This window comes from Sphingobium sp. Cam5-1 (assembly GCF_015693305.1).
GTDB lineage: Bacteria > Pseudomonadota > Alphaproteobacteria > Sphingomonadales > Sphingomonadaceae > Sphingobium.
In genome coordinates this window covers 1,646,607-1,668,413 of sequence record NZ_CP065138.1, presented here as the reverse complement: position 1 = coordinate 1,668,413, position 21,807 = coordinate 1,646,607, and the positions used below count along the sequence as shown (strand labels likewise).

The following is a 21,807-nucleotide window of genomic DNA, read 5'->3' as shown; positions in this document are numbered from 1 at the left end:
TGATGCTGCGTGTTGGCCCGCCTTTTTCCCATATTTTTCACATTTGGGGAAAGCGAGCTTTTTTAGCGTGCGATCATAAAGTAACGCAGAGCAATGGGCGACCAAGAAATCATTGAAAAGCATTTATATGCCAAGCGGAGATTGGCGGTAATGCCGGGGCATTTGGCAGGTCACGCTTCTAAAATAAAGGAAAAGAATTTCTCTTTGGAAGGACGGCTGCCCTCTGCGGTTATCCTTTTGACAGTAGCGGTGGTCACCCGTGCAGCATGCATCGCTGATCCCGCGGTCCATATGGACGAAGAATTCTATCTGCTCGTAGCCGATCGCATGTGGCACGGGGTTCTCCCCTATGTCGATATTTGGGATCGTAAGCCTATCGGACTGTTTCTGGTTTACGCATTGCTGCGCCCGTTTAGCCCTAACGGGGTGGTCGCTTATCAACTTGGGGCCTTGATGAGCGCTTTTCTGACGGCACTAATCGTCAGGCGGATTTGTCTGCATTTCTGCAAGAATGTCTGCGCAACCTTGAGCGGTGTCCTGTATTTGCTCTTTATGCCTTTGCTGGGAGGGGTGGGCGGCCAGGCACCGGTTTTTTATAATCTTCTGATGGGGTGCGCCGCATTACTCGTTCTGCGAGTTCAAGATTCTTCCTGCGGCGGGCAGCCGCGCATTAGCTCTTATATGGCGATGGCGCTTTGCGGCGTTGCCTTGCAGATCAAATATACTGTTGTCTTCGAAGGAGTAACTTTTGGGTTATGGCTTTTGTGGAGAGAATGGCGTGAAAGTGCTTCAGCTGCTGCTGTGATCCGACATGGGTTTCTCCTAATTTGTATCGCGGTAGGGCCCACGGTGGCCGTTGGCCTTTTCTATGCATCAATCGGCTATTTTCCCCAATTTTTTGATGCAAACTTCCGCTCGATCACCAGGGTAGTATTGCCTGAAGGTGCTCTGAGACTACAATTTCTGGCCGGTACTATATATTCGATCCTGCCCTTGCTGATTATGGGCTTGATCGCCGCAGTACCGCTTGTTCATCGACCGTTCCACAATAGAAACCTCTTTCTCGTATCTTGGACGATAGCTGCGGTCATCGGATTTTTTGCAGTCGGCAACAATTATCCGCATTATGCACTGCCCGCCCTGATGCCGTTGAGTGTCTTAAGCGGGACTCTATTCAAGCGAGGAGGTGCGGCTGTCGGTTTGGTGGCGGGCGGCGTGTGGTACATAGTCCTGTTCGGACTTGTAATTTGGGGCGCAACGGTTGAACGTCGGCACCGTGTAGACACGATGGTCGCTGCCCTGCGCCCCTACGCCGCACACGGATGCATCTATGTAAACGACGGCCCTACCGTTCTCTACCTGCTCACGTCTTCATGTCTGCCGACCCCATATATCTTCCCTGAGCATCTGAACAATGCTGGCGAAAATGCCGCCGTTGATGCACCTTTGCAGATGAGAAAGCTGCTGCAGACACTTCCTGCAGCTATTCTGCTCGCGGATAGGGAATTGGATCATCCCCGCAATCTGATCACTGCTGGCATGGTCGAGCAAACCATCAGAAGACATTATCACAAGGTCGCTCGCGTGCCGGACGTGTTTTCGGGTAGGCAGCAAATCATATATGCCAGGAACGATCTTAAATGAGCAGCCGAACGCAGATTTGCCTTTTGCTGCTCTTGGCTTTTTTCGTTCGTGTTGCGGCACTCCTGCCCTTTTCAATGCATCATCCGGATGAGATATTTCAGTATCTAGAACAGTCACACCGGCTCGTATTCGGGTATGGCACAGTGCCTTGGGAATACCGATATGGGATGCGAAGCTGGCTGGTTCCGTTACTCGCCTCGCCGCTGGTGGCACTTGGTCATTTCGTGGCTCCATCGACGATCTTGTACGCGAAGTTACCCGCGCTTCTTCCCATAGCATCAGGCCTGTCGATCACATGGTCGGCTTGGACTTTCGGCCGGCGCATGGGCCCGCTTCAAGGGCTGGTCGCCGGATTTGTAGCCGCGACTTGGTTTGAGCAGATATTCTTCTCGGTCCATCTGTTGACTGAGGTACTGGCGACCGGGTGCATTTTGCCGGCCGCCGTTCTTCTGACAGGAAAGGACGTGTCGCATCGGCAATGGCTGTTGGCTGGATTTCTTCTCGGATTAGCGTTCATATTGCGCTTCCAATATGCACCGGCGATCGCACTTTTGCTTCTTTTAAGCAGCGGCGCCCACATCCGACGCTGCTGGATACATATTGTTGCCGGTGGCCTGGTTGCAATGATCCTCTCAACGGGGGTGGATTTGACGATGGGCCAGGTACCCTTCAGTTGGATCATAGAGAACGTTCAGCAGAATCTACTTTTGAACCGTTCGGCCAATTATGGCGTCGACCCCCCAACAGCTTTTTTCAGTATGATCTGGCAATATTGGGGATGGACCGCAGCGCCCATATTCTTGTTTCTGCTTCCTGTCATTGAGAAAAACAGGGTGATCTTTTATACCGCTCTCATCAATATTTTGATTCACATGGCTATAGGGCACAAGGAATACCGCTTCATATTTTTGAGCGTTACCATCCTTGTCATTCTAGCTGCTATGGGTACCGCGGAGCTGGCTGCCCGATACGCGACCAATCGAAAATTCGTTAAGCTCGCGCTTCTTCTTCTTTGGTTTGGTAGTTCAATCAGCTTGGGTTTGGCCGAACCGATGATATCGCGTTGGACGGCCTTCGGATCGGGCATGGAACTTGCCAGGAAATATGGCACGTCCTCCGGGAGTTGTGGGATCGCACTGCATCGAATCACATTTTGGCAGACTGGCGGATACAGTTATCTCCATCGCGATATTCCTACTTATCTTACCGGCTGGAGTGATGATGATCGAATGAGTCTGCGCGATTTCAGAAATGCAGCGCGCGGGTTCAACGCGGTTATTGCTCCTCAAGGCGCGATACCGGATGGATACGGTTTTCGTCGATTGGAATGCGCTCCCCCAGAAGCAGGATGGAGTCCGGAAGATGGTCATCTTTGCCTGTACGTTCGACCGGGCGGGTGCGAGCCGCACGCAGCCGAGCATTGGGCCGTTCAGAATGTTCTCCTGAGACATGATCAATGATTTCGCGATCTTTGCTTTTCCTTTCATTAACCGGTACGGTATATTGGTGATGCAGCGACCTCCGGGGGGATTTCATGCAGCACGCTCTACAACGGCCCGACATTAGCACTGTCTTGCGTCCGCTAGAGTTGTGCGTCGTTGTGCCGGTGCTTAATGAACGCCCGAATATTACCGAACTGATCGACCGTGTAGCCAATGCCTTAGTTGAAATCGAATGGGAGATCATGTTTGTCGATGACGGCTCTCGTGACGGTACCCCGGAACTTGTTAGTCAACTAGCCGCCACAGATCGGCGCATTCGCCTCATCCGACGGTTCAACCGACGCGGACTTTCGTCCGCTGTGATTGAAGGGATGATGGCATCTACAGCTCCGGTTGTCGCCGTGATTGATGGCGATCTGCAACATGACGAGATGCTGTTGCCAAAACTCTATCGAGCCATCGCAGAGGACCGCAAGGAGGTGGCCGTAGGAACCCGCTACTCGAGTGAGGGCTCGATCGGTAAATGGGATCAAAGGCGCGCGCGGATCAGCGCATTCGCGACAAGGCTCGCTGAAGTGATTGCACGAACGCCGCTCAGTGATCCGATGAGCGGTTTCTTTGCTGTCAGACGCGACACGTTGACGGAATTGGCGCCCCGTTTGTCCGGGATCGGCTATAAAATCTTGCTTGACATTATGGCATCGGCATCACGACCGCTAGACGTTGCAGAGTTTCCGTACACCTTTCGCACCCGTCAGCATGGCGAAAGTAAACTGGACAGTACAGTTGTTCTGCAATATCTGGAGATGCTTGTAGAGAAAAAAATCGGCCATCTGGTGCCCATCAAGTTCCTCAAGTTCAGTTGCGTAGGTGCCATTGGTTTGGGCATCCACATGGTGGTATTGTTCACTTTATTATCGCGATTTTCTTTCGGTACCGCCCAAACAGTAGCAGTACTGTCTGCTATGACATTTAACTTCCTATTGAACAACAGCTTTACTTATCGCGATCAGAGGCTGGCGGGACTACGAATGCTGACGGGCCTCCTCAGTTTCTATGCGATTTGCGGTCTGGGGGCGATCGCCAACGTCGGGGTGGGCAAAATTCTATTTGGATCGCATTATGACTGGTGGTTGGCGGGATTGGCCGGAGCAGTGGTGGGATCAGTATGGAACTATGTGATGGGCAGCCTGTTCACCTGGCGTAAGTCAAGTTGAGGCTCCATCATCGGGGGAATTCCGCTTGATCTGCCGCCTGTTCCTTCTTTAGCCGTATCTGTACATCGTATGTACCTTTTCATCGGTCTATTGCTAGCCGATATTGCGCCAGAACTCTGACCGGTTCAGGTAAATGCTTTCTTTTCGTAGACAGTGACGATCGCCCGCCCATCCCACACATAGCACAGGTGCCGCTCTTGGCGGCAGTTGGCGAGCAGGCGAGGGCGGAAAACCGCTACGCACTCGCCGCCATCGTGGCGCACGCTTTGGTAGGCGATCCCGTTTGAACCTTGGCTGCGCAGTTCCATCGCAAGAGCCTGGCTGGCGGCATAGCTGTCCGTAGCATAGAGAGCGGCATGCTCTTCACGTAGATTACGGATGTCGTGCAGCAGCGCATCTAAATCGGCCGCATACACGCGCATGTCGAGTTCCTGCGCAGGTTCCGAAGTGTATGCCATGAACCGCGCGCGGTGATGGCTGGTTTCCGCAACCGCTGTCTCGATCTCCCTGGCGGCATAGAACGAGCCGAAGCTGCCATCGGAAAACCGGCTTCCATCTGGATTGAGATGGGTGAAGGCGGCCATGATCGCGGAGGCGCCCGGGCCCGAGACACGATCCTCCGGCGGTACTAGCGTAAGGTCCCCCACCTCGTCCCGCAGCCGATCATTAGTCAGCGCTTCAATCGCGTACACCGCCTCAAGATCGGCTGGATCGGTTACGTCCTCGAACAGCGATATCGGGGGAAAGCGGCTTGCGACGATCCGGTAGCACGGCTGCCAGCGCACCAGCGCCGTAGAAATGACCTTCATCAGCCGCGCTGAGCGTCGATATATTGGCGCACCACATAGAGATCTGCGACATTGCCCGAGGTCATCCGTTCGATCGCGGAACGCCCAGCAAACAAGGGAGCTTCATTGGGCTTGCGGACCCATGCGTCAGCGGTGCGGGGCAGAAGTATCTGCAGGCCCTTGTAGATACCCAAAACGTAGGAAATTCGCTCCAGCGCATCCTTGGGAATCGCTGCAACCGCCCCACGCTTCCAGGTCTGAAAAGTGGAGCGGTTATCGAGCCCGAGAAGTTTCATCTGCTCAGCTTCCTTGAGGCCCCACGCCTCCGCAATGCGGAAGAATGTGCGCAATGCCGGACCTGTGAGATCCTTGCGGCTATGGGCTGTGGCTTGGGTGCCGACGTGGACTGTTGTCGCCATTAGCCAATCTCCTTCTTGCTGCTTATGTATAATATCTGTACATAATATCAAGATTGACCGATTTCTATTCTGCCGCCTAGCAAGGGCGAAGGTGAAGGCATGAACCTCTTCATCGTAGGGGGCGAGAGCTAACGGCAATCCGCGAAGCGGTCCCCAGATGAGATTTCGTTACTGAAGGCTGCCCAGCGCCAACTCGCGATGACGAAGGAATTGCAGAGGGCCTGCCGTTGGTTAAAGTGATAGGAAAGAGCGATCGTCATGAGGAAAATGATCGGCTGGGACGCAAGTGTCGACCAGCAATCATAGCGTCTGTAAATCGTGAACTGAGCGGGAGCCTCATCGCACACCGATCTCGATCGCTGTTGGAACCTACCGGGTGTGCTGGCGGAACCAGTCAGCCATTTCTTCTTCTGACAGTTCGCCACCCGCGAGTGCGACGAAGGCCACCACAAATTCGGCATCCGTGGCGGTCAGCTGGCTTCCATTGAGCATGAGAAATGTTTCGCTCACCACTGCTGCGGTCCTTTTGTTGCCGTCGACAAAAGGATGGTTCCGCGCGATGCCGAAGGCATAGGCAGCAGCTAAATCTGCGGCATCGGGTTGGCCGTATCCCGCGAGATTCATAGAACGGGCCAAGGCACTATCAAGTAGCCCCTCGTTCCGTATGCCGCCGTCCCCGCCATGTTCGGCCACCTGCTCGGCATGAGCGGCGATGGCGACTGCAGAAGTAACCCATATCCAACCCTGCATTGGTTATTTGGCAAGCTCACGGAGCGCGCGCTTGCGCCGAAGCATTACCTCGCGCGCCGTCGCCATCTGGGCTTCAAAATCGGAAGCAGCCGCACTTAATTCTATGCCTCGGGGCGTGGTAACCACTGAAAGGGTTTCACCCACCTGGACATTGAGGTGCGCCAAAAGATCGCGAGGTAGTATGACGCCCGCGCTATTACCAATCTTTGTGATCTTGAGAGCGCTGTTCATACGGCGGTTATAACTTATCCGCACCTAGGCGGCAAGGGCAGAATTGCTCCTACTTCAACCATCCCGGCGGATCGCGTGAGCGTTGATCGCCCCCTGGGCCGAGGCGATCGTGATGCTCGTAATTGTTGAGATCCTCGAAGCGCTTGAAGCGAGATAATCCTTTCGCGGGCGGCGCTATATGTCCAATGTCACCGTGGTCGAAGCCTGCGATGAGCTTGCGGCCCTGCCAGCCGATATCCTGACGACGAGATTGGAGGGCTTCATCGAAGCCGGCTGCTTCACCGGACGTTACGAGGGGCCGGCGCGCGGCGCGATGGAGCAAAGCTTCGAGCAGAACCTTGCGCGGATATTCGCCCGCGCCGAGACGCCGCGCCTATCGGGCGTCCAGATGAAGGCGCCGATGCACCTCGCACCCGATGGCGCTCTCCTCCCGGCCGTTGACCTACCGTTCACTCATATTTTGAAGCCTGCCGGAACCGCGGGCTTCGAGATGCTGCCGATATCGAATGGCTCTGTCTGGAACTGGGGCGCGCCGCCGGCTTTGCGACGCCCAATATCGTGCTCACTCCGATGCCGGACGGCATGTCGCCCGCGCTCATTGTCGAGCGTTTCGACATTCGACACGGCGCGGACGATCAGCGCCGGCTCGCGCTGGAGGATTTCTGCTCGGTCCTCGATCTTCCGGCATCGGCGAAATATCAGGGCATCATTGAGCGCATAGCACGCGGGCTGCGGCCGCTCTCGACGGATCCCGCTGCCGACCTCGACACTCTGTTTCGTCGCGCGATGTTCGCTTGGCTGATCGCTGACGGCGATATGCACCGCAAGAATCTCGCGCTTCTCAAGATCGCCGCACCGGATGCGAAGCCTTCACGTCGGTTCGCTTTGCGCCGCTTTATGATGCGGTTACGACGCGAGTCTTTCCCGGACTTGGCGGCGACCGGATGGCGCTCAAGCTCAACGGCAAGGATGATCGACTGGCACGCCGAGACTTCATGGCGCTCGCGCGCACCATTGGCTTGCCTCAGGGCGATGCCGATAGGGCCATTTTCGAACTGATCCACCGTCTTGCAAGCGCGGTCGAAATCGTCAGGCTTCCGGGCTTCGCGACGGACCCCGAGGCTGCTGCTACTGCGCAAGGCCAAGTGTTGGCGCTCGTCGGCGAGCGCTGCGCTATGCTCGTGAGCGATGCCCAATAGATCGGGCTTGCCCGGTGGGCATGGGCATCGTGGATGCGAGTTAACCGTGGAAGAGAAGCGAGGGAGGGCCCCGACCGTTAGATCGATAGTCGCCTCTTTCATAAATCATAAATCACGCATATCATGATTTATAGAAAGGCGTTTCATCGATCATGCTTTGGAACTGGCAACTCTCTGACTGGACCCAATTCGGCTTCGACGAGGCCCTCTTGCGCGATCGGGAGGCGCGGTTTCTCAAGGGCGCCGGTGTCATCGTCGGATCGATGCATCATCTCGATGGGGAGGCGCGTCAAGGGATCGTGATCGAGCTGATCTCGCAGGAAATGGTCGATAGCTCGGCCATTGAGGGTGAGATTCTGGATCGTTACAGCGTCCAGTCCTCCATTGCCCGCCAACTTGGCTTTGCGGCCGACAAGCGTCGTTCCAATCCAGCTGAGGCCGGTGCGGCCGAGTTGATGGCTGACCTCTACAGGCGCTATGCCGAGCCGTTGACCGATCGGCTCCTGTTCGACTGGCATAAGATGCTGATGAATGGGAGGCACGATCTGGCAGCCATCGGCACATATCGGACCCATGCCAATCCCATGCAGATCGTGTTCGGCGCGCTGCATGCGCCCCGCGTTCATTTCGAGGCGCCGCCGTCAGGCCGGGTGGCAGAAGAGATGGAGCGGTTCATCACTTGGTTCAACGATAGCGCGCCGCAGGCCAACTTGCCCGTGCCTGCGATCACGCGGGCGGCGATAGCCCATCTCTGGTTCGAGACCGTCCACCCTTTCGAGGATGGCAATGGCCGCCTGGGTCGCGCCATAGCGGAAAAGGCGTTGGCGCAAAGTCTGGAGGCGCCGACGCTCACCGCCTTGGCGACCACCATCAACCGCCACAAGAAGGCCTATTATTCGCAGCTGCATCAGGCTAGCCGGACCAACCAGATTGATGCCTGGATGGGCTGGTTTGCCGACATCGTGCTGGAGGCGCAGGGGCGTACCATTGAGAGCATTCGGTTCTTGATCGAAAAGACCCGCCTGCTTGACCGTCTGCGTGACAGGATCAATGCACGGCAGGAAAAGGTGTTGATCCGCATGATGGCGGAAGGACCGGACGGCTTCGTCGGAGGCCTGAGCGCCCACAATTATCGTACGATCACCGATGCCGCCTCGGCGACCGCAACCCGTGATCTAGCGGAACTTGTCGAACTTGGCGCGCTGGATCGGGTCGGCGAGCGGCGCTACGCGCGCTATCATCTGACGATCGCCAGCAAAAAAGGGCGGTGACGGCGCGGACGGGTACGTCCAATTCAGTGGGCCGAGTGGCGCATCTGTTTCACTTGGTGCGATAATGGCCCGGACAATGTTGAAATCGTGGACTACCATTGAAAGGAGAACGCTCATGACCATGCTGCAAGTGCCGGTCCATCCCGGCGAAATCCTGAAGCATGAATTTTTGGAGGAAATGGGTATTAGCGCGGGGAAGCTGGCAAAGCATATCCATGTACCCCGCACGCGGATCGAGCGCCTATGTGCGGAGGAGACTTCCGTCACCACTGATACCGCTATGCGGCTGGCGCGGGCGCTGGGCACGACCGCTGAGTTCTGGCTAAACCTTCAGGCGCATTATGACCTACTGGTGACGGACGCAGCGGACATAAAGGAAATAGATCCGCTGCTTGCAGCCTGACCCTCTGTCATGCCATCCCGAGCGGCCATTCTTCTCCAAGTGGAGCAAAAAAGTGGAGCCGGTTCCCGCCGCCGATTCCACCTTTTGGCCCGCTCCCTTCAGCTCAATTTGTTGATGGACTCGCGCATGTGATCCACGCTGACGCTGGAATAGCGCTGGACCATCCGCAGTGACTTCCAGCCGCCCATGTTCATGATGGTGATGAGATCGATGCCCGCCATGACGCAGTGAGACGCCCAGTGATGGCGCCAGTCATGAACGGTGAAATCCTCGATCCCCGCGCGCTTGCAGGCCGTCGCATGCTGGTTCTTGATCGGATTGCCGCCGGGGATCTTCGACTTGCGCGTGTCCGAATATGGTTTGCCAAACCGGTTGAGAAAGACGTGGCCCTTTGTCGGCCGTCCTCGTTTTTCCCAGATCGGCCGAAGCACATCGAACAGGCGAGGATGCATCGGCACCGACTTGATGACTGCGTTCTTGCTGTGATTGAGCCGGATCGATCTTTCCTTCATGTCGATCCCGTCGACGCCCCACTGTATCTGCAAGGCTGTCTGGATCCGCGGACCCTGGAACGCCAGCATGATGATAATCGGCTGGATGTGAGGTGAATAGGCTGCGATCAGCCGATCGCGGTCTTCCTTGCTAAGGAAGCGCACCCGCTCATTGTTGAACGGGATTGCCTTGATCCGCAGCGGCGGAAGATCGTGCAGATCGTAATGGACATTGATCGCTGCCTGAAACACCGACCGATAACGATCCTGACCACCCGGGTCATGGCCGGTCAGGTAAGCGCGGCGAAAATGCTCCCATGCCTGTTTGGGTTCGCGCAGGCTGAAGTCGCCGATGATGCCATTCAGTTTGCCGATGCGCAGGATGTCGGACGCGCAAGGAGGCTTGGCCTTTGACAGATAGCTATCGAATGCGTCGGCGATGGTTCCTTGAGCGACGAGCGCAGCGGGACCGAACATGAGCTGGTGACGCAGCTTCGTTTCATGCTCCGCCATCAGATGGGCCGCCGCATCGCGATCGGTTGTCCTCAGGCTGAACTCTTGGACCTCGATATGCTTGTCCCCAAGCGAGACCGAACCTCGAATATAGTAGATGCCTTTCTTCCCACGGGTACGGATTGAAAGCATGTGATCTTTTCCAGTCGGATGTGATGTCGCGCCTCCGCCGCGCGGATTTACCCGCATTCCTGAAGGCGAGACACGCCATGTTTCGTGAAGATGTGGCACATTCCGGTGCACGCACGGCGTCGGCCATGCTGGCCTAAGAAAGAGTGCCACGAGACTTCGAAGGCTTGTGTGTGTTGGGGGATCGCGGGCTCTATGGAGCTCGAAGGCAGCGTGTCTTCTTTTGCCTGCAGGTGAGATTGCCTGCTTTGTGGTGACGCAGCACCGTTTCGCTGGCGTAATATGCGCCCGATGCGCAACCGTAGAAACGACCCGTCCGTCGGTCGATGATGAGGCATCATGCGGCTCTGCGCGACCGCGTCTGCGAGGCGCGAACGAATCGGGATTTCGCGGGGTTCGCCCGGCATTTCCATGCCCAGAATTTGCCCAAACAGGGTGCAATTTGCCCAAAATTTGCCCAGAAAAGTCGTGGGCACGGCAGGACTGAACGCCGTCTTCGGGCAAACAAAAACCCCGCCAAACCGTTGATTTGACGGGGTTTTCGATGGTGGGCGTGGCAAGGATTGAACTTGCGACCCCTGCGATGTCAACACAGTGCTCTACCACTGAGCTACACGCCCACGGGAGTTGCGCCAATAGCGGGGGGTGGTGGGGTGTGCAAGCGCGAAATTCGCTTAAAAGCTAATTCTCTGGACAGAGGGTGTGCAGCCCATATTGTGCGGGGAAAACAGGGGGCGCCGTCGGCATGAAGGACATCCACAACGCAGCGGGAGGAGCAGCCGCGCCGCTGCCCTTTTACCGCCAGCTTTACGTGCAGGTGCTCGCCGCCATCGCGATCGGGGTACTGATCGGCCATTTCTTCCCGCAAACGGGCGTTGCGCTCCAGCCGCTTGGCGACGCCTTCATCAAGCTGGTGAAGATGATCATCGCGCCGGTCATCTTCCTCACCATCGTGACCGGCATCGCGGGCATGAAGGAATTGGGCGCGATCGGGCGGGTGGCGGCGAAGGCATTCGCTTACTTTCTCACCTTTTCCACCCTTGCGCTGATCGTCGGGCTGATCGTCGCCAATGTCGTGCATCCGGGCGCGGGGCTGAACGTCGATCCGGCGACACTCGACGCGGGCAAGGTCGCGGAATATCAGCAGCAGGCGCATGACCGGTCGCTCATCGGCTTCCTCATGGACATCATCCCCGCCACGTTGATCTCGGCCGTCGCGGATGGTCACAACATCCTTCAGGTGCTGTTCGTGGCCATATTGTTCGGCATCGCCCTGACCCTGATCGGTGACAAGGCGGATCCGCTCATGCAGATACTGGAATCGGCCAGCCACGCCATTTTCAAGCTGGTGTCGATCCTGATGAAGGCGGCCCCTATAGGCGCGCTTGGCGCCATGGCCTTCACCATCGGCAAATATGGCGTGGGCGCACTGGCGAACCTCGCGGAGTTGGTCGCGACCTTCTACCTCACATCCTTGTTGTTCGTGCTGGTCGTGCTGGGCCTTGTCGCCAAGCTGATCGGCTTCAATATCCTGCACCTCATCCGCTATCTGAAGGCGGAACTGCTGCTCGTCCTCGGCACATCTTCATCGGAAGCCGCGCTGCCCAGCCTGATTGAGAAAATGGAAAGGGCAGGGTGCCGCAAGTCAGTCGTCGGGCTGGTGGTGCCGACGGGGTACAGCTTCAACCTCGACGGCACCAACATCTACATGACGCTGGCGGCGCTGTTCATAGCGCAAGCGACCAACGTCCATTTGAGCATCGGGGACCAAATCCTGCTGCTGCTGGTCGCTATGTTGTCCAGTAAGGGCGCGGCGGGCGTTACGGGCGCAGGTTTCATCACGCTCGCCGCCACGCTCTCGATCGTCCCGTCCGTGCCGGTCGCGGGCATGACCCTGATCCTCGGCGTCGATCGGTTCATGAGCGAATGCCGCAGCCTCACCAACTTCATCGGCAATGCGGTCGCGACGGTGGTCGTGTCGGCGTGGGAGAAGGGCCTCGACCGCGAGCGTTTCGCGGCTGCCATGGCAGGCAAGCCACTGCCGCCGACCCCCGACATGGAAGAAGTCGTCCCGGGCTAAGCGGCTTTCAGTTCAGCTCGCTCATGCTGGTGCTGCCGAAAAGCCGGTCGATCTCCATCACCAGGTCGCGCAGGTGGAACGGCTTGGACAGCACCTTGGCCTGCGGCACAGCTTTTCCCGCCTTCAGCGTCACGGCCGCAAAGCCGGTGATGAACATGATCCGCATGTCCGGCGCGACCGTGGCCGCATGCTGGGCCAGCTCAATCCCGTCCATCTCGGGCATGACGATGTCGGTCAGCAACAGGTCGAAATGATCGTCGTCGATATGCGGCACGGCCTGCGCGCCGGTGGCGACCGCCACCACCTCATATCCCGACCGCTCCAGCGCGCGGGCGAGATAGACGCGCATGCTGTCATCATCCTCGGCCAGCAAAATACGAACCATCGCTTGGATCAATCTCGTCTCTGGCCGGTGTCGGCCGATCTCGTGCGGCACCCCTCGCGGGTGGCGCTGTATGCCATTATATGCGACAACCGGCATATATATCCAGCCGGGTAACCATTTTTGCCGCGCCCTGTGGAAGGAGATGATTTGAGCTATCCCGCACCGTGCGCCCCGGCCCAATCCACAGCCTCTCATGATCTTTACGGACCCGACCGCCCGATCGCTCCGGTGGTTATTTCGGTGCCCCATGCCGGGCGCGAATATTCCCCCGCTCTGCTGGGCAGCGCCAGAGTCGCGCCGGACATATTGCGACGGCTGGAGGATCGCTGGGTGGACCTGCTCGCCCATCCGTTGATTGAGCGAGGCTATCATGTGCTTGTCGCGCGCGCGCCCCGCGCGATGATCGACCTCAATCGCCATGAACGGGAAATCGATCCCGCGATGGTGACGGGCCTGCCCCGCGATGTCCCCCTTCAGAGCAGCGCCAAGCTGCGCGGTGGCCTTGGCCTTCTACCCCGCCGCCTGCCGGGCGCCTATGAACTGTGGCAGCGGCCCATCGGGTGGGACGAGGTCCGTCGCCGGATCGACACGATCCATCGGCCCTACCATGATGCATTGACGCGCATGCTGCGTGCGGCGCGCGAAATCCATGGCCACGCCGTACTGATCGATCTCCATTCAATGCCGCCGCTCCCCGCTGCTGCTGCCGGACAGCCTGCGCCCAGCGTGGTGCTGGGGGATCGCTTTGGCCGGGGTGCGTCGGCGCGGCTCATGACGCTGGCGGCCGATGTACTGGAGGGCCATGGGCTGACGGTGGCGCAGAATCATCCCTATGCGGGCGACCATATGATCGAACGCCATGGGCATCCGGCCCATGACTTCTATGCCATGCAGGTGGAGGTTGACCGCAGCCTTTATCTCGATGCCGCCTTGGACAACCCCGGTCCCGGCCTGCCAAGGGTTCAGACAGCCATCAGATCCTTGATCGACGCGCTGGCCAGCGAAGCGCCGCGCGCGGCCTATCCGCTCGCCGCTGAATAGCCACATATGCAAAAGGCCAGGGCGCTACCTGCGCCCCGGCCTTTGCCTTGCTTGCATCTCTATGCGCGCATCATTCCAGATGCTGATCAGGCAGCGCGTGCGTCGGCCTTGAACCCCAAAGGGCGTAGAAGAGGATGTAGAGTTCGCAGACGGCCGTCAGCAGGAAGCTGTTTTGCAGGCCATAATTGTCGGCCAGCCATCCCTGCACCACTACCAGCGATCCGCCAGCGATCGCCATGATCAACAGGCCCGAACCTTCCTCGGTCAGCGGCCCCAGGCCGCGGATGCCCAGGGTAAAGATGGTCGGGAACATGATCGAATGGCCCAGGCCCACCAGGATCAGCGACCACATGGCGACCGGCCCGTGGGTGAAAACCGTAACCAGCATCACGATGAAGGCACCCGTCGCGAAGAAGGCCAGCACCTTGCCCGCGTCCACCTTTTGCATGATCGCCGATCCGACGAAGCGGCCGACCATCATGCCGCCCCACAGGAAGCTCAGGTAACGGCCTGCCTGCTCATGCGTGAGGTTGGCGATATCGGGCTGGCTGACGAAGTTCACGAACAGGTTGGCGACGCCAATTTCCGCGATCAGGTAGATGAAGATGGCGGGGATGCCGAAGACAAGGTTGCGGTGCGCCCAGAGCGAATGCTTCTTGCGTTCTTCCTTGGCCAGCCGGGTCGCCGACGATCCCATGGCGGGCAGGGGAAAGCGGGCGATCACGATCGCGAGGACCAGCAGGACCATGGCGACCAGAGCGTAGGGCAGGATCACCGATTGGGCATCCGCCAGCCGTTCCGCCGGGGTCAGAACGATGTCGGCGCTCGATGTGCCGCCCTTGGAACGTCCCAGGATCAGATAGGCGCCGAACAGCGGAGCCAGCATCGTGCCCGCCGAATTCATCGCCTGCACCAGATTGAGGCGCGAAGAGGCCGTCTCGGGCTTACCGACGACGGCCACATAGGGATTGGCCGCGACCTGCAACAGGGTGATGCCGCTCGCGATGATGAACAGCATGGCCAGTGTGACGCCATAGGATGGCAGGCTGGCCGCCAACATCATGCCCAATGATCCCGCCGCCATGATCAGCAGCCCGATGACCAGCGATTTCTGGTAGCCTACGCGTTCGATGAGCTTGGCCGACGGGATCGATGCCACGAAATAGGCGATAAACCAGACGGACTCGATCAATGTTGTCTGGGTGTAGTTCAGTTCGAACACGCTGCGCAGGTGCGGCAGCAACGTGTTGTTGATGACGGTGATGAAGCCCCACATAAAGAACAGGCTCGCCAGCAGCGTGAGGGCAGGCCCGTATCGGGCGGTGGGGTGGTCGCCCGCCGTCAGAGTGGCTGATGATGATGGAAGTGCAGGCATTCATCTTCTCCAACAGGCGCCAACAGGCTTGTGCTGCTTCAATTTGTCCGAGTATATAGCTGCCCGTCGGGCGTCAATATACCCCGGCGATAGGGGGATCCTATGCACAGGGGCTGGATCAGCCATGCTTTTCGAACATCGTCGTCCTATTATTTTGCATGTCTGATGGCAAGCACGTCAGCGTGGGCGGGTGAAGCCAGCCGCGCTCCCGCAGGACAGCTTCCAGACGGCACGGCGGTCGAAGCGATCACGCTCTCTAACGACCACGGCGTTTCGGCCCGCATTCTTACCTATGGCGCGACTTTGCAATCGCTGACGGGGCCGGATCGGGACGGGAAGCAGGCCGATATACTGCTCGGTTATGATGATCTGGCGGGCTATCTGGCTCGGCCCGATTATTTTGGCGTGACCGTTGGCCGCTATGCCAACCGCATCGGGCAGGGTCGCTTCACTCTGGATGGTCAGACCTACCAGTTGCCCCTCAATGACAAGGGCAATACGCTGCATGGCGGCGGCAAGGGGTTCGACAAGCAGGTATGGAAGGTCGTGTCGGTTCGCCGCGAACCACGGCCCGAAGTCGTCCTCTCCTACAGCAGCCCGGATGGGGAGGCGGGCTATCCCGGCCAGCTTGACACGCGCATCAGCTACGCACTGGACGAAAGCGGCGGCCTGACCATCAGTTTCGAGGCGAAGACGAGCAAGCCCACGATCGTCAACCTCACCAACCATGCCATATTCAATCTGGCGGGCGAGGGCGCACCGGGCGGTGCCCTTGGTCATTTGCTGACGATACCGGCCAAAGCCTACACGCCCGTCGATGCGGGCCTCATTCCCACTGGCGAGATCAGGCCGGTCGCGGGAACGCCGTTCGACTTCCGCGTCCCTCGCCGCGCGGACGATGCCGTGCGCGATGGTAGGGATCAGCAAATCAGATTCGGACGCGGCTATGATCATAATTGGGTGCTGGACAAGGGGCAGACGGCGACGCCGGAACTGGCTGCGCGTCTTGAGGACCCCGGCTCAGGGCGCGTGCTTGAAGTGCTGAGCACGGAACCTGGCCTTCAATTCTATTCCGGCAATTTTCTCGACGGGACATTCCTTGGTAAAAATGGTCATCTCTACCGCATGGGCGACGGCTTCGCGCTTGAGCCGCAGAATTTCCCCGATGCGCCCAATCATCCGAACTTCCCTTCGGCCCGCGTCGATCCCGGCAAACCCTATCGCCACGTCATGATCTATCGCCTCTCGGTAAAGCGCTGACCCATGGCGCAATGGCAACTCATCAAACGCGACATGCGCGACATGCTGGGCGAGGGCACTCTCTGGTCCGCGCGCGACAATGCCGTCTATTGGACCGACATCATCGCCCCCGCGCTCAACCGCCTGTCACTGACCGATGGCCGCATCGACCGCTGGGCCATGCCGGAGCCGATCGGCTGGGTCGCCGAGCGGCAGGGGCGCGGCTTCATCGCCGGATTGCAGAGCGGTTTCGTGCGGCTCTCCCTCGATCCGCTAACGATCGAACCGTTCGGTGATCCCGAACAGCATCTCCCCGGCAACCGCATGAATGATGGCAAGGCGGATGCGCAAGGGCGCATCTGGTGTGGCACGATGGATATGGAGCAGGAAGCGGACAGCGGCGCCTTTTACCGGCTTGATCCGGACGGCCGCTGGACTCAGATGGACAGCGGTTATCGCGTGCCCAACGGTCCTGCCTTTTCGCCCTGCGGCAACTGGCTTTATCACACCGACAGCGCGCGCCGCATCGTCTACCGCTTTGCCCGTACCGAAGGCGGCGGCCTTTCCGCGCGGGAAGTCTTCATCCAGTTCGGCGACGCGGACGGCTATCCCGACGGCATGACGGTGGATGCGGACGGCCATCTCTGGATCGCGCATTGGGGCGGCAGCCGCATCAGCCGCTTCACGCCGGATGGCAAGCTCGACCGTGCCATCGCCTTGCCCGCGCAGCAGGTGACGAACATCTGTTTTGCAGGCCCCGCGCTCGATCGCATGTTCGTGACTTCGGCGGCCGTTGGATTGCCGGACAGCGACTATGACGGCGGCCTGTTTGAGGTCGATGCGGGCGTGAAGGGCATGCCGACGCCGCTCTACGCAGGCTAGGCGGCGGGCGGGGCGGAGCTTTCCCGCCGCACCAGCTCGAAATCGAACTGCGGCGCCTTGGCGGGCCGGTTGATCAGCGCGTCGATCACGGCCGCCCCCATCTGCGCCAGCGGTTGCCGCACGGTCGTGAGCGGCGGCCAGGCCGTCGCGCTGGCGGGCGTATCGTCGAACCCGACCACCGAAAGATCGTCCGGCACCCTCAAGCCCCGCTGCCGCGCCAGTTGCAGAACGCCCAGCGCCATGTCGTCGTTGGTCGCAAAGATCGCAGTCGGCGGCTCTGCCAGCCCCAACAGCATCTCGCCCGCAGCGATCCCCGACGGATAATCAAACCCGCCCTCGACGAACAATTCAGGCTCCTCGGCCAGCCCCGCTGCCGCCAGCCCCTCACGGAACCCGTCCACGCGATGCGTCGCCGCCTCATGCGCGGGCGGGGGCGTGATGACGCCGATCCGGCGATGGCCGAGGGCAAGCAGATGATCGGCCACCATCCGTCCCGCAGCCCATTCCGGTGTCACGATATTCAGGCTCTGTCCGCCATTCGGCCCCGCAATCCGCGCGCAGGGCAATTTCTTGCCAGCAAGCCATTCCAGCACGGCGGGGTCGTCGGACAGGGGAGGCGCCAGGAATACGCCATCGGGGCGTAGCGCCGCCGCCAGCCCCTCCAATATGTCGAACCGCTCTTCACCCGCCAGCGGGATCAGCTCGACCACCAGATGGTATCCCAATTCCCGGCACCGATTGACGGCACCCGCCTGAATGCCGCTGATGTAGCTTGCCACCGGATTATTGTAGAGGAAGGCGATCATGAACGATCGTCCGCCAGCCAGCCTCCGCGCGGACTGGTTCGGGCGATAGTCCAGCTCTGCTATCGCCGCGGTCACCCGGTCCCGCAGTTCCTCGCTGACATTGGGCGCCTTGTTGACCACGCGCGAGACCGTCTTGATCGAAACGCGCGCCAGTGCCGCCACGTCATTGATGCTGGCCATGAAACTCCCGGCGAATTGCGCCCAATCCTGTGTGACAGCCCCATTGCATCTTTCCGGCCTTGGCACGGAAAGGCCGCCCGGCACAAGGCTGAGGCGCACGGAGCCCGGGATCGCGCCGGATTTTCGGCTTCCAAAGCAAAAAGGGACTTGATCGATCAAGCCAAATGTCTAAAGAAAGACAGCGTTGTCATTCCCTGAATGGCGATGAGGTCATCCCGGACGGCTACGGGCTAACTGCACGAGCACGCGGCTGTCCGGGATGCGCTTTCCCGTCATCATCGAAAAGCTCGGCGGGCATCTGGCGCGGGCGATCCATGTCCGCCATGCCGCCTCCCGGCCATTTTGCTGAACGATGCGAATCGCTCGTTCTGCCTCGGCGTGATCATAGCCGATTGCCCGCTTCGCCGCCCTGACCTTCATCAACCCCGTTTATGCAACCAGGGTTAAGAGCTTTTCACCATCTTGCGGCAATTCGGGCGGTTGGCGGTTCAAAAACAAAGCGTTATGCTGGGGCGTCCCAATTTTTCGAAAGCTGCTTTGTTGGACATGGTGCTGCCCGCTCAAGACGCTCCTCACCGATGGACGCCATTGTTCGCGGCAGCAGAGCGTCTGGCGAACGCCCGTTCGCTGGAGGATGTGGTGGAAGTCGTGCGGACGGCGGCGCGTGTCATCGCAGGGGCGCAGGGCATCACGGTCGTGCTGGCGGAAGGCGATGACTGCATCTACGTCGCCGAAGATGCCGTCGAACCCCTGTGGAAGGGGCAAAGGTTCCCGCGTTCAGCCTGTGTTTCCGGCTGGGTAATGGCGCATGGGGAGGCAGCGGTCATCCCCGATATTTTCGCCGACGCGCGCGTTCCCCATCAACTATATGCGGACACCTTCGTTCGCAGCATGGTGATGACGCCGGTCGAAACCGGATCGCAGCCGATGGCGATCGGCGCTTATTGGTCGCGCGCAAATGCGCCGGACGATTTTTCGGTCGATTTGCTCGGCCAGCTTGCCCGGCTTGTCGGGGCGGCCGTGCGCAACGTGTCGTTGCAGACCTCGTTCGAGATCATCAATCGCATAGGCGCCGCTGTCGCCGCCGAGTCAAATCTGGACATAGTCGTTCAGACGATCACCGACGCCGCCGTGGAACTGACCGGCGCTGAATTCGGCGCCTTTTTCTATAATCTGATCGGCCAGCAGGGTGAGAGCTACATGCTCTACAGCCTTTCGGGCGTTCCGAGGGAAGCCTTTGCCGACTTTCCCATGCCGCGCAACACGGCCGTTTTCGCGCCCACTTTCCTGGGCGAGGGCATCGTCCGATCCGATGACATCCGGCAGGACGCCCGTTACGGCCACAATGCCCCGCACAAGGGCATGCCGCCCGGCCACTTGCCCGTCACCAGCTATCTCGCGGTGCCGGTCATCTCGCAAAGCGGCGAAGTGCAGGGCGGCCTCTTCTTCGGTCATCATCTGCCCGGCCGCTTCACCGCCGAACATGAAAAGATCATGACCGGGGTTGCCGGGCACGCGTCGATCGCCATCGATAATGCCCGCCTCCACCACAAGGCGCAGCGGGAAATCGCGGCGCGAACGGTGGCGGAAGGGGAATTGCGCCAGCTGAACGCCACGCTGGAACAGCGGATCGAGCAGCGTACCGAGCAGATCCGCGCTGCCTTCAGCGAACTGGAACAAAGCGAACGGCGCTTCGGCCTGCTGGTTCAGGGCGTGACCGATTACGCCATGTGCATGCTGGACGCGAACGGCACGATCACCAACTGGAATGCCGGGGCGGAACGGATCAAGGGCTATACGGCCCATGAAATCGTCGGGCGTCACTTCTCCTGCTTCTACACTGATCCGGACCAGCAAGCGGGCATGCCTGCCCACACCCTTCAGGTCGCGGCCAGCGCCGGACGGTTTGAGGCTGAAGGCTGGCGAGTGCGCAAGGATGGGTCCGAATTCTGGGCCAGTATCATCGTCGACGCCATTCATGACGATCAGGGCCGTCTGATCGGATTTGCAAAGGTGACGCGCGACCTCACCGAAAAACGGGCGGTCGAGGAACAGCTGCGTCAGGCGCAGAAAATGGAGGCGGTGGGGCAACTCACCGGCGGCATCGCGCACGACTTCAACAACCTGCTGACCGTCATCAACGGCAATATCGAACTCGCGCAGCGCAATCTGGAAACGGGATCGGACCCGGCCAAGATCAGCCGTGCGATCGCCAATGCGCGGCAGGGGGCGGAGCGTGCGGCGTCGCTCACCCAGCGGCTGCTCGCCTTTTCCCGGCGGCAACCCTTGTCGCCCAAGCCGCTGTATCTGGACCGGGTGGTGGACGGGCTTTCTGATCTGCTGAAGCGTGCCCTTGGCGAGCTTATCGAGCTGAAAACGGTGAGCGGGCCGCATCTATGGCTGGTAGAGGCTGATCCCAACCAGATCGAAAGTACGCTGCTAAACCTCGCGGTCAATGCCCGCGATGCCATGGCGGACGGTGGAACGCTGACGATCGAAACCGGCAACGCGCATCTGGACAGCGGCTATACCGCCGCTTGTGGTGACGTGACGCCGGGCAATTATGTGATGATCGCGGTCAGCGACACCGGCACCGGCATGGCGCCCCCTGTTCTGACGCGCATCTTCGAACCCTTTTTTACCACAAAGGAAATCGGCCGGGGTACGGGGCTCGGCCTCAGTCAGGTCTACGGCTTCGTCAAGCAATCGGGCGGCCATGTCGAAGTGCTGTCGAAACAGGGGCAGGGGACCACCGTCAAAATCTACCTGCCGCGCTTTATCGGAGAGGCGGATGAGGCGCGGGAGGAAAAGGCCGCCGCGCACGACCTGTCAGCCAATGGCGAAACCATATTGGTGGTGGAAGATGACGACGGCGTGCGCGCCTATTCCGTCGAGACTTTGCGCGAACTTGGCTACCGGGCTCTGGAGGCAGCCGACGGCAACGCTGCACTGCGCCTGATCGAAGCGGAGGATCAGCCGATCGACCTGCTTTTCACCGATGTGGTCATGCCGGGAATGTCCGGCAAGGAGTTAAGCGAAAAGGCCCGCGCATTAAGGCCTGATCTCAAAATCCTCTATACCAGCGGCTACACCCGCGACGGCTTCCTACGCGACGGAAAGCTGGACCCGGGTATCTCCCTGCTCGCAAAACCCTTCACACTACAGGAACTGGCAAGCCGCCTACGCGACCTGATCGATCAAAGCTGATCGGGAGCCAAAAAGCTCCCGGTTGCCCTACAACCTCCGTTCGCCCTGAGCCTGTCGAAGGGCTCTACTTCTTATAAGAATGGTCATGCTTGGCCCGGCATGTGGGGAGCAGGAT

The 21,807-nt window shown here is 59.4% G+C and carries 20 protein-coding genes and 1 tRNA gene; 11 read left to right on the top strand and 10 right to left on the bottom strand.

Annotated features, from left to right (window positions below; all coding sequences use genetic code 11):
- Positions 1-93: 93 nt before the first annotated feature.
- The 3 genes from IZV00_RS08400 (at position 94) to IZV00_RS08390 (ending at position 4,303) form a co-directional block, all read left to right on the top strand.
- The gene (locus IZV00_RS08400; RefSeq protein ID WP_196224242.1) at positions 94-1,644 is read left to right on the top strand and encodes a hypothetical protein; all 1,551 of its coding nucleotides are present in this window, start codon (positions 94-96) and stop codon (positions 1,642-1,644) included.
- Positions 1,641-3,104, top strand: coding sequence for a hypothetical protein (locus IZV00_RS08395; RefSeq protein ID WP_196224241.1), 1,464 nt, complete (start codon positions 1,641-1,643; stop codon positions 3,102-3,104). Before IZV00_RS08400 ends, IZV00_RS08395 begins: the two co-directional genes overlap by 4 nt.
- A gap of 74 nt (positions 3,105-3,178) precedes the next feature.
- Positions 3,179-4,303: a glycosyltransferase gene (locus tag IZV00_RS08390; protein ID WP_196224240.1), complete on the top strand. Its 1,125-nt coding sequence runs from the start codon at positions 3,179-3,181 to the stop codon at positions 4,301-4,303.
- A 125-nt stretch (positions 4,304-4,428) separates the two neighbouring features.
- Here IZV00_RS08390 and IZV00_RS08385 read toward each other — a convergent pair whose 3' ends face one another.
- From IZV00_RS08385 to IZV00_RS08370, 4 genes are all read right to left on the bottom strand, one after another.
- Positions 4,429-5,112: an RES family NAD+ phosphorylase gene (locus IZV00_RS08385; protein WP_196224239.1), complete on the bottom strand. Its 684-nt coding sequence runs from the start codon at positions 5,110-5,112 to the stop codon at positions 4,429-4,431.
- Complete coding sequence (locus IZV00_RS08380) at positions 5,112-5,510, bottom strand: antitoxin Xre-like helix-turn-helix domain-containing protein (protein WP_196224238.1); 399 nt, start codon at positions 5,508-5,510, stop codon at positions 5,112-5,114. The genes IZV00_RS08385 and IZV00_RS08380 overlap by 1 nt, the downstream gene beginning before the upstream one ends.
- A gap of 369 nt (positions 5,511-5,879) precedes the next feature.
- Positions 5,880-6,260, bottom strand: coding sequence for a type II toxin-antitoxin system death-on-curing family toxin (locus IZV00_RS08375; RefSeq protein ID WP_196224237.1), 381 nt, complete (start codon positions 6,258-6,260; stop codon positions 5,880-5,882).
- A 3-nt stretch (positions 6,261-6,263) separates the two neighbouring features.
- A complete protein-coding gene (locus tag IZV00_RS08370; protein ID WP_062118025.1) occupies positions 6,264-6,491 on the bottom strand; it encodes an AbrB/MazE/SpoVT family DNA-binding domain-containing protein in 228 nt (75 codons plus the stop codon).
- Positions 6,492-6,992: 501 nt separating this feature from the next.
- On the opposite strand from IZV00_RS08370, the gene IZV00_RS21130 reads away from it, so the two are divergent.
- The 3 genes from IZV00_RS21130 (at position 6,993) to IZV00_RS08355 (ending at position 9,364) form a co-directional block, all read left to right on the top strand.
- Entirely contained in the window at positions 6,993-7,550 is a 558-nt protein-coding gene (locus IZV00_RS21130; protein ID WP_329604498.1) for a HipA domain-containing protein, read from the top strand.
- A gap of 292 nt (positions 7,551-7,842) precedes the next feature.
- Complete coding sequence (locus IZV00_RS08360) at positions 7,843-8,961, top strand: Fic family protein (RefSeq protein WP_196224236.1); 1,119 nt, start codon at positions 7,843-7,845, stop codon at positions 8,959-8,961.
- Positions 8,962-9,076: 115 nt separating this feature from the next.
- Complete coding sequence (locus tag IZV00_RS08355) at positions 9,077-9,364, top strand: HigA family addiction module antitoxin (protein WP_196224235.1); 288 nt, start codon at positions 9,077-9,079, stop codon at positions 9,362-9,364.
- Positions 9,365-9,462: 98 nt separating this feature from the next.
- Here IZV00_RS08355 and IZV00_RS08350 read toward each other — a convergent pair whose 3' ends face one another.
- Both IZV00_RS08350 and IZV00_RS08345 read right to left on the bottom strand, forming a co-directional pair.
- A complete protein-coding gene (locus IZV00_RS08350; RefSeq protein WP_196224234.1) occupies positions 9,463-10,500 on the bottom strand; it encodes a tyrosine-type recombinase/integrase in 1,038 nt (345 codons plus the stop codon).
- Between the two features lie 542 nt (positions 10,501-11,042).
- Positions 11,043-11,117 (bottom strand) — tRNA-Val (locus IZV00_RS08345).
- Between the two features lie 125 nt (positions 11,118-11,242).
- Here IZV00_RS08345 and IZV00_RS08340 point away from each other — a divergent pair.
- A complete protein-coding gene (locus IZV00_RS08340) occupies positions 11,243-12,577 on the top strand; it encodes a dicarboxylate/amino acid:cation symporter (protein WP_196224233.1) in 1,335 nt (444 codons plus the stop codon).
- 7 nt (positions 12,578-12,584) lie between these two features.
- Here the strand turns inward: IZV00_RS08340 and cpdR are convergent, their stop codons facing one another.
- A complete protein-coding gene (cpdR, locus tag IZV00_RS08335) occupies positions 12,585-12,962 on the bottom strand; it encodes a cell cycle two-component system response regulator CpdR (protein ID WP_196224232.1) in 378 nt (125 codons plus the stop codon).
- A 147-nt stretch (positions 12,963-13,109) separates the two neighbouring features.
- Here cpdR and IZV00_RS08330 point away from each other — a divergent pair, with 147 nt between their 5' ends.
- Positions 13,110-14,003: an N-formylglutamate amidohydrolase gene (locus tag IZV00_RS08330; RefSeq protein ID WP_196224231.1), complete on the top strand. Its 894-nt coding sequence runs from the start codon at positions 13,110-13,112 to the stop codon at positions 14,001-14,003.
- 70 nt (positions 14,004-14,073) lie between these two features.
- Here the strand turns inward: IZV00_RS08330 and IZV00_RS08325 are convergent, their stop codons facing one another.
- Entirely contained in the window at positions 14,074-15,378 is a 1,305-nt protein-coding gene (locus tag IZV00_RS08325; protein ID WP_196224230.1) for a sugar MFS transporter, read from the bottom strand.
- Positions 15,379-15,543: 165 nt separating this feature from the next.
- Between IZV00_RS08325 and IZV00_RS08320 the strand changes: the two genes are divergently transcribed.
- Positions 15,544-16,638 carry an aldose epimerase family protein gene (locus IZV00_RS08320; protein ID WP_196224229.1) on the top strand — a complete coding sequence of 365 codons (1,095 nt, stop codon included), beginning with the start codon at positions 15,544-15,546 and terminating at the stop codon, positions 16,636-16,638.
- Between the two features lie 3 nt (positions 16,639-16,641).
- Positions 16,642-17,499 carry an SMP-30/gluconolactonase/LRE family protein gene (locus IZV00_RS08315; protein WP_196224228.1) on the top strand — a complete coding sequence of 286 codons (858 nt, stop codon included), beginning with the start codon at positions 16,642-16,644 and terminating at the stop codon, positions 17,497-17,499.
- Here IZV00_RS08315 and IZV00_RS08310 read toward each other — a convergent pair.
- Together IZV00_RS08310 and IZV00_RS08305 are read right to left on the bottom strand one after the other, a co-directional pair.
- Entirely contained in the window at positions 17,496-18,485 is a 990-nt protein-coding gene (locus tag IZV00_RS08310; RefSeq protein WP_196224227.1) for a LacI family DNA-binding transcriptional regulator, read from the bottom strand. The genes IZV00_RS08315 and IZV00_RS08310 overlap by 4 nt on opposite strands.
- Before the next feature lie 210 nt (positions 18,486-18,695).
- The gene (locus tag IZV00_RS08305; protein ID WP_196224226.1) at positions 18,696-18,905 is read right to left on the bottom strand and encodes a hypothetical protein; all 210 of its coding nucleotides are present in this window, start codon (positions 18,903-18,905) and stop codon (positions 18,696-18,698) included.
- Between the two features lie 126 nt (positions 18,906-19,031).
- Here IZV00_RS08305 and IZV00_RS08300 point away from each other — a divergent pair, with 126 nt between their 5' ends.
- Positions 19,032-21,692: a GAF domain-containing hybrid sensor histidine kinase/response regulator gene (locus IZV00_RS08300; protein WP_230463355.1), complete on the top strand. Its 2,661-nt coding sequence runs from the start codon at positions 19,032-19,034 to the stop codon at positions 21,690-21,692.
- The last annotated feature ends 115 nt before the right edge of the window (positions 21,693-21,807 follow it).

Bases quoted from the DNA above. Each gene is read 5' to 3' on its own strand.
- IZV00_RS08375 (WP_196224237.1), bottom strand. From the start codon at position 6,260: ATGCAGGGTTGGATATGGGTTACTTCTGCAGTCGCCATCGCCGCTCAT.
- IZV00_RS08315 (WP_196224228.1), top strand. From the start codon at position 16,642: ATGGCGCAATGGCAACTCATCAAACGCGACATGCGCGACATGCTGGGC.
- IZV00_RS08370 (WP_062118025.1), bottom strand. From the start codon at position 6,491: ATGAACAGCGCTCTCAAGATCACAAAGATTGGTAATAGCGCGGGCGTC.
- IZV00_RS08325 (WP_196224230.1), bottom strand. From the start codon at position 15,378: ATGCCTGCACTTCCATCATCATCAGCCACTCTGACGGCGGGCGACCAC.
- IZV00_RS08385 (WP_196224239.1), bottom strand. From the start codon at position 5,112: ATGAAGGTCATTTCTACGGCGCTGGTGCGCTGGCAGCCGTGCTACCGG.
- IZV00_RS08340 (WP_196224233.1), top strand. From the start codon at position 11,243: ATGAAGGACATCCACAACGCAGCGGGAGGAGCAGCCGCGCCGCTGCCC.
- IZV00_RS08355 (WP_196224235.1), top strand. From the start codon at position 9,077: ATGACCATGCTGCAAGTGCCGGTCCATCCCGGCGAAATCCTGAAGCAT.
- IZV00_RS08395 (WP_196224241.1), top strand. From the start codon at position 1,641: ATGAGCAGCCGAACGCAGATTTGCCTTTTGCTGCTCTTGGCTTTTTTC.
- IZV00_RS08390 (WP_196224240.1), top strand. From the start codon at position 3,179: ATGCAGCACGCTCTACAACGGCCCGACATTAGCACTGTCTTGCGTCCG.
- IZV00_RS08360 (WP_196224236.1), top strand. From the start codon at position 7,843: ATGCTTTGGAACTGGCAACTCTCTGACTGGACCCAATTCGGCTTCGAC.
- IZV00_RS08380 (WP_196224238.1), bottom strand. From the start codon at position 5,510: ATGGCGACAACAGTCCACGTCGGCACCCAAGCCACAGCCCATAGCCGC.
- IZV00_RS08350 (WP_196224234.1), bottom strand. From the start codon at position 10,500: ATGCTTTCAATCCGTACCCGTGGGAAGAAAGGCATCTACTATATTCGA.
- IZV00_RS08300 (WP_230463355.1), top strand. From the start codon at position 19,032: ATGGTGCTGCCCGCTCAAGACGCTCCTCACCGATGGACGCCATTGTTC.
- IZV00_RS08320 (WP_196224229.1), top strand. From the start codon at position 15,544: ATGGCAAGCACGTCAGCGTGGGCGGGTGAAGCCAGCCGCGCTCCCGCA.
- IZV00_RS08400 (WP_196224242.1), top strand. From the start codon at position 94: ATGGGCGACCAAGAAATCATTGAAAAGCATTTATATGCCAAGCGGAGA.
- IZV00_RS08310 (WP_196224227.1), bottom strand. From the start codon at position 18,485: ATGGCCAGCATCAATGACGTGGCGGCACTGGCGCGCGTTTCGATCAAG.
- IZV00_RS08305 (WP_196224226.1), bottom strand. From the start codon at position 18,905: ATGAAGGTCAGGGCGGCGAAGCGGGCAATCGGCTATGATCACGCCGAG.
- cpdR (WP_196224232.1), bottom strand. From the start codon at position 12,962: ATGGTTCGTATTTTGCTGGCCGAGGATGATGACAGCATGCGCGTCTAT.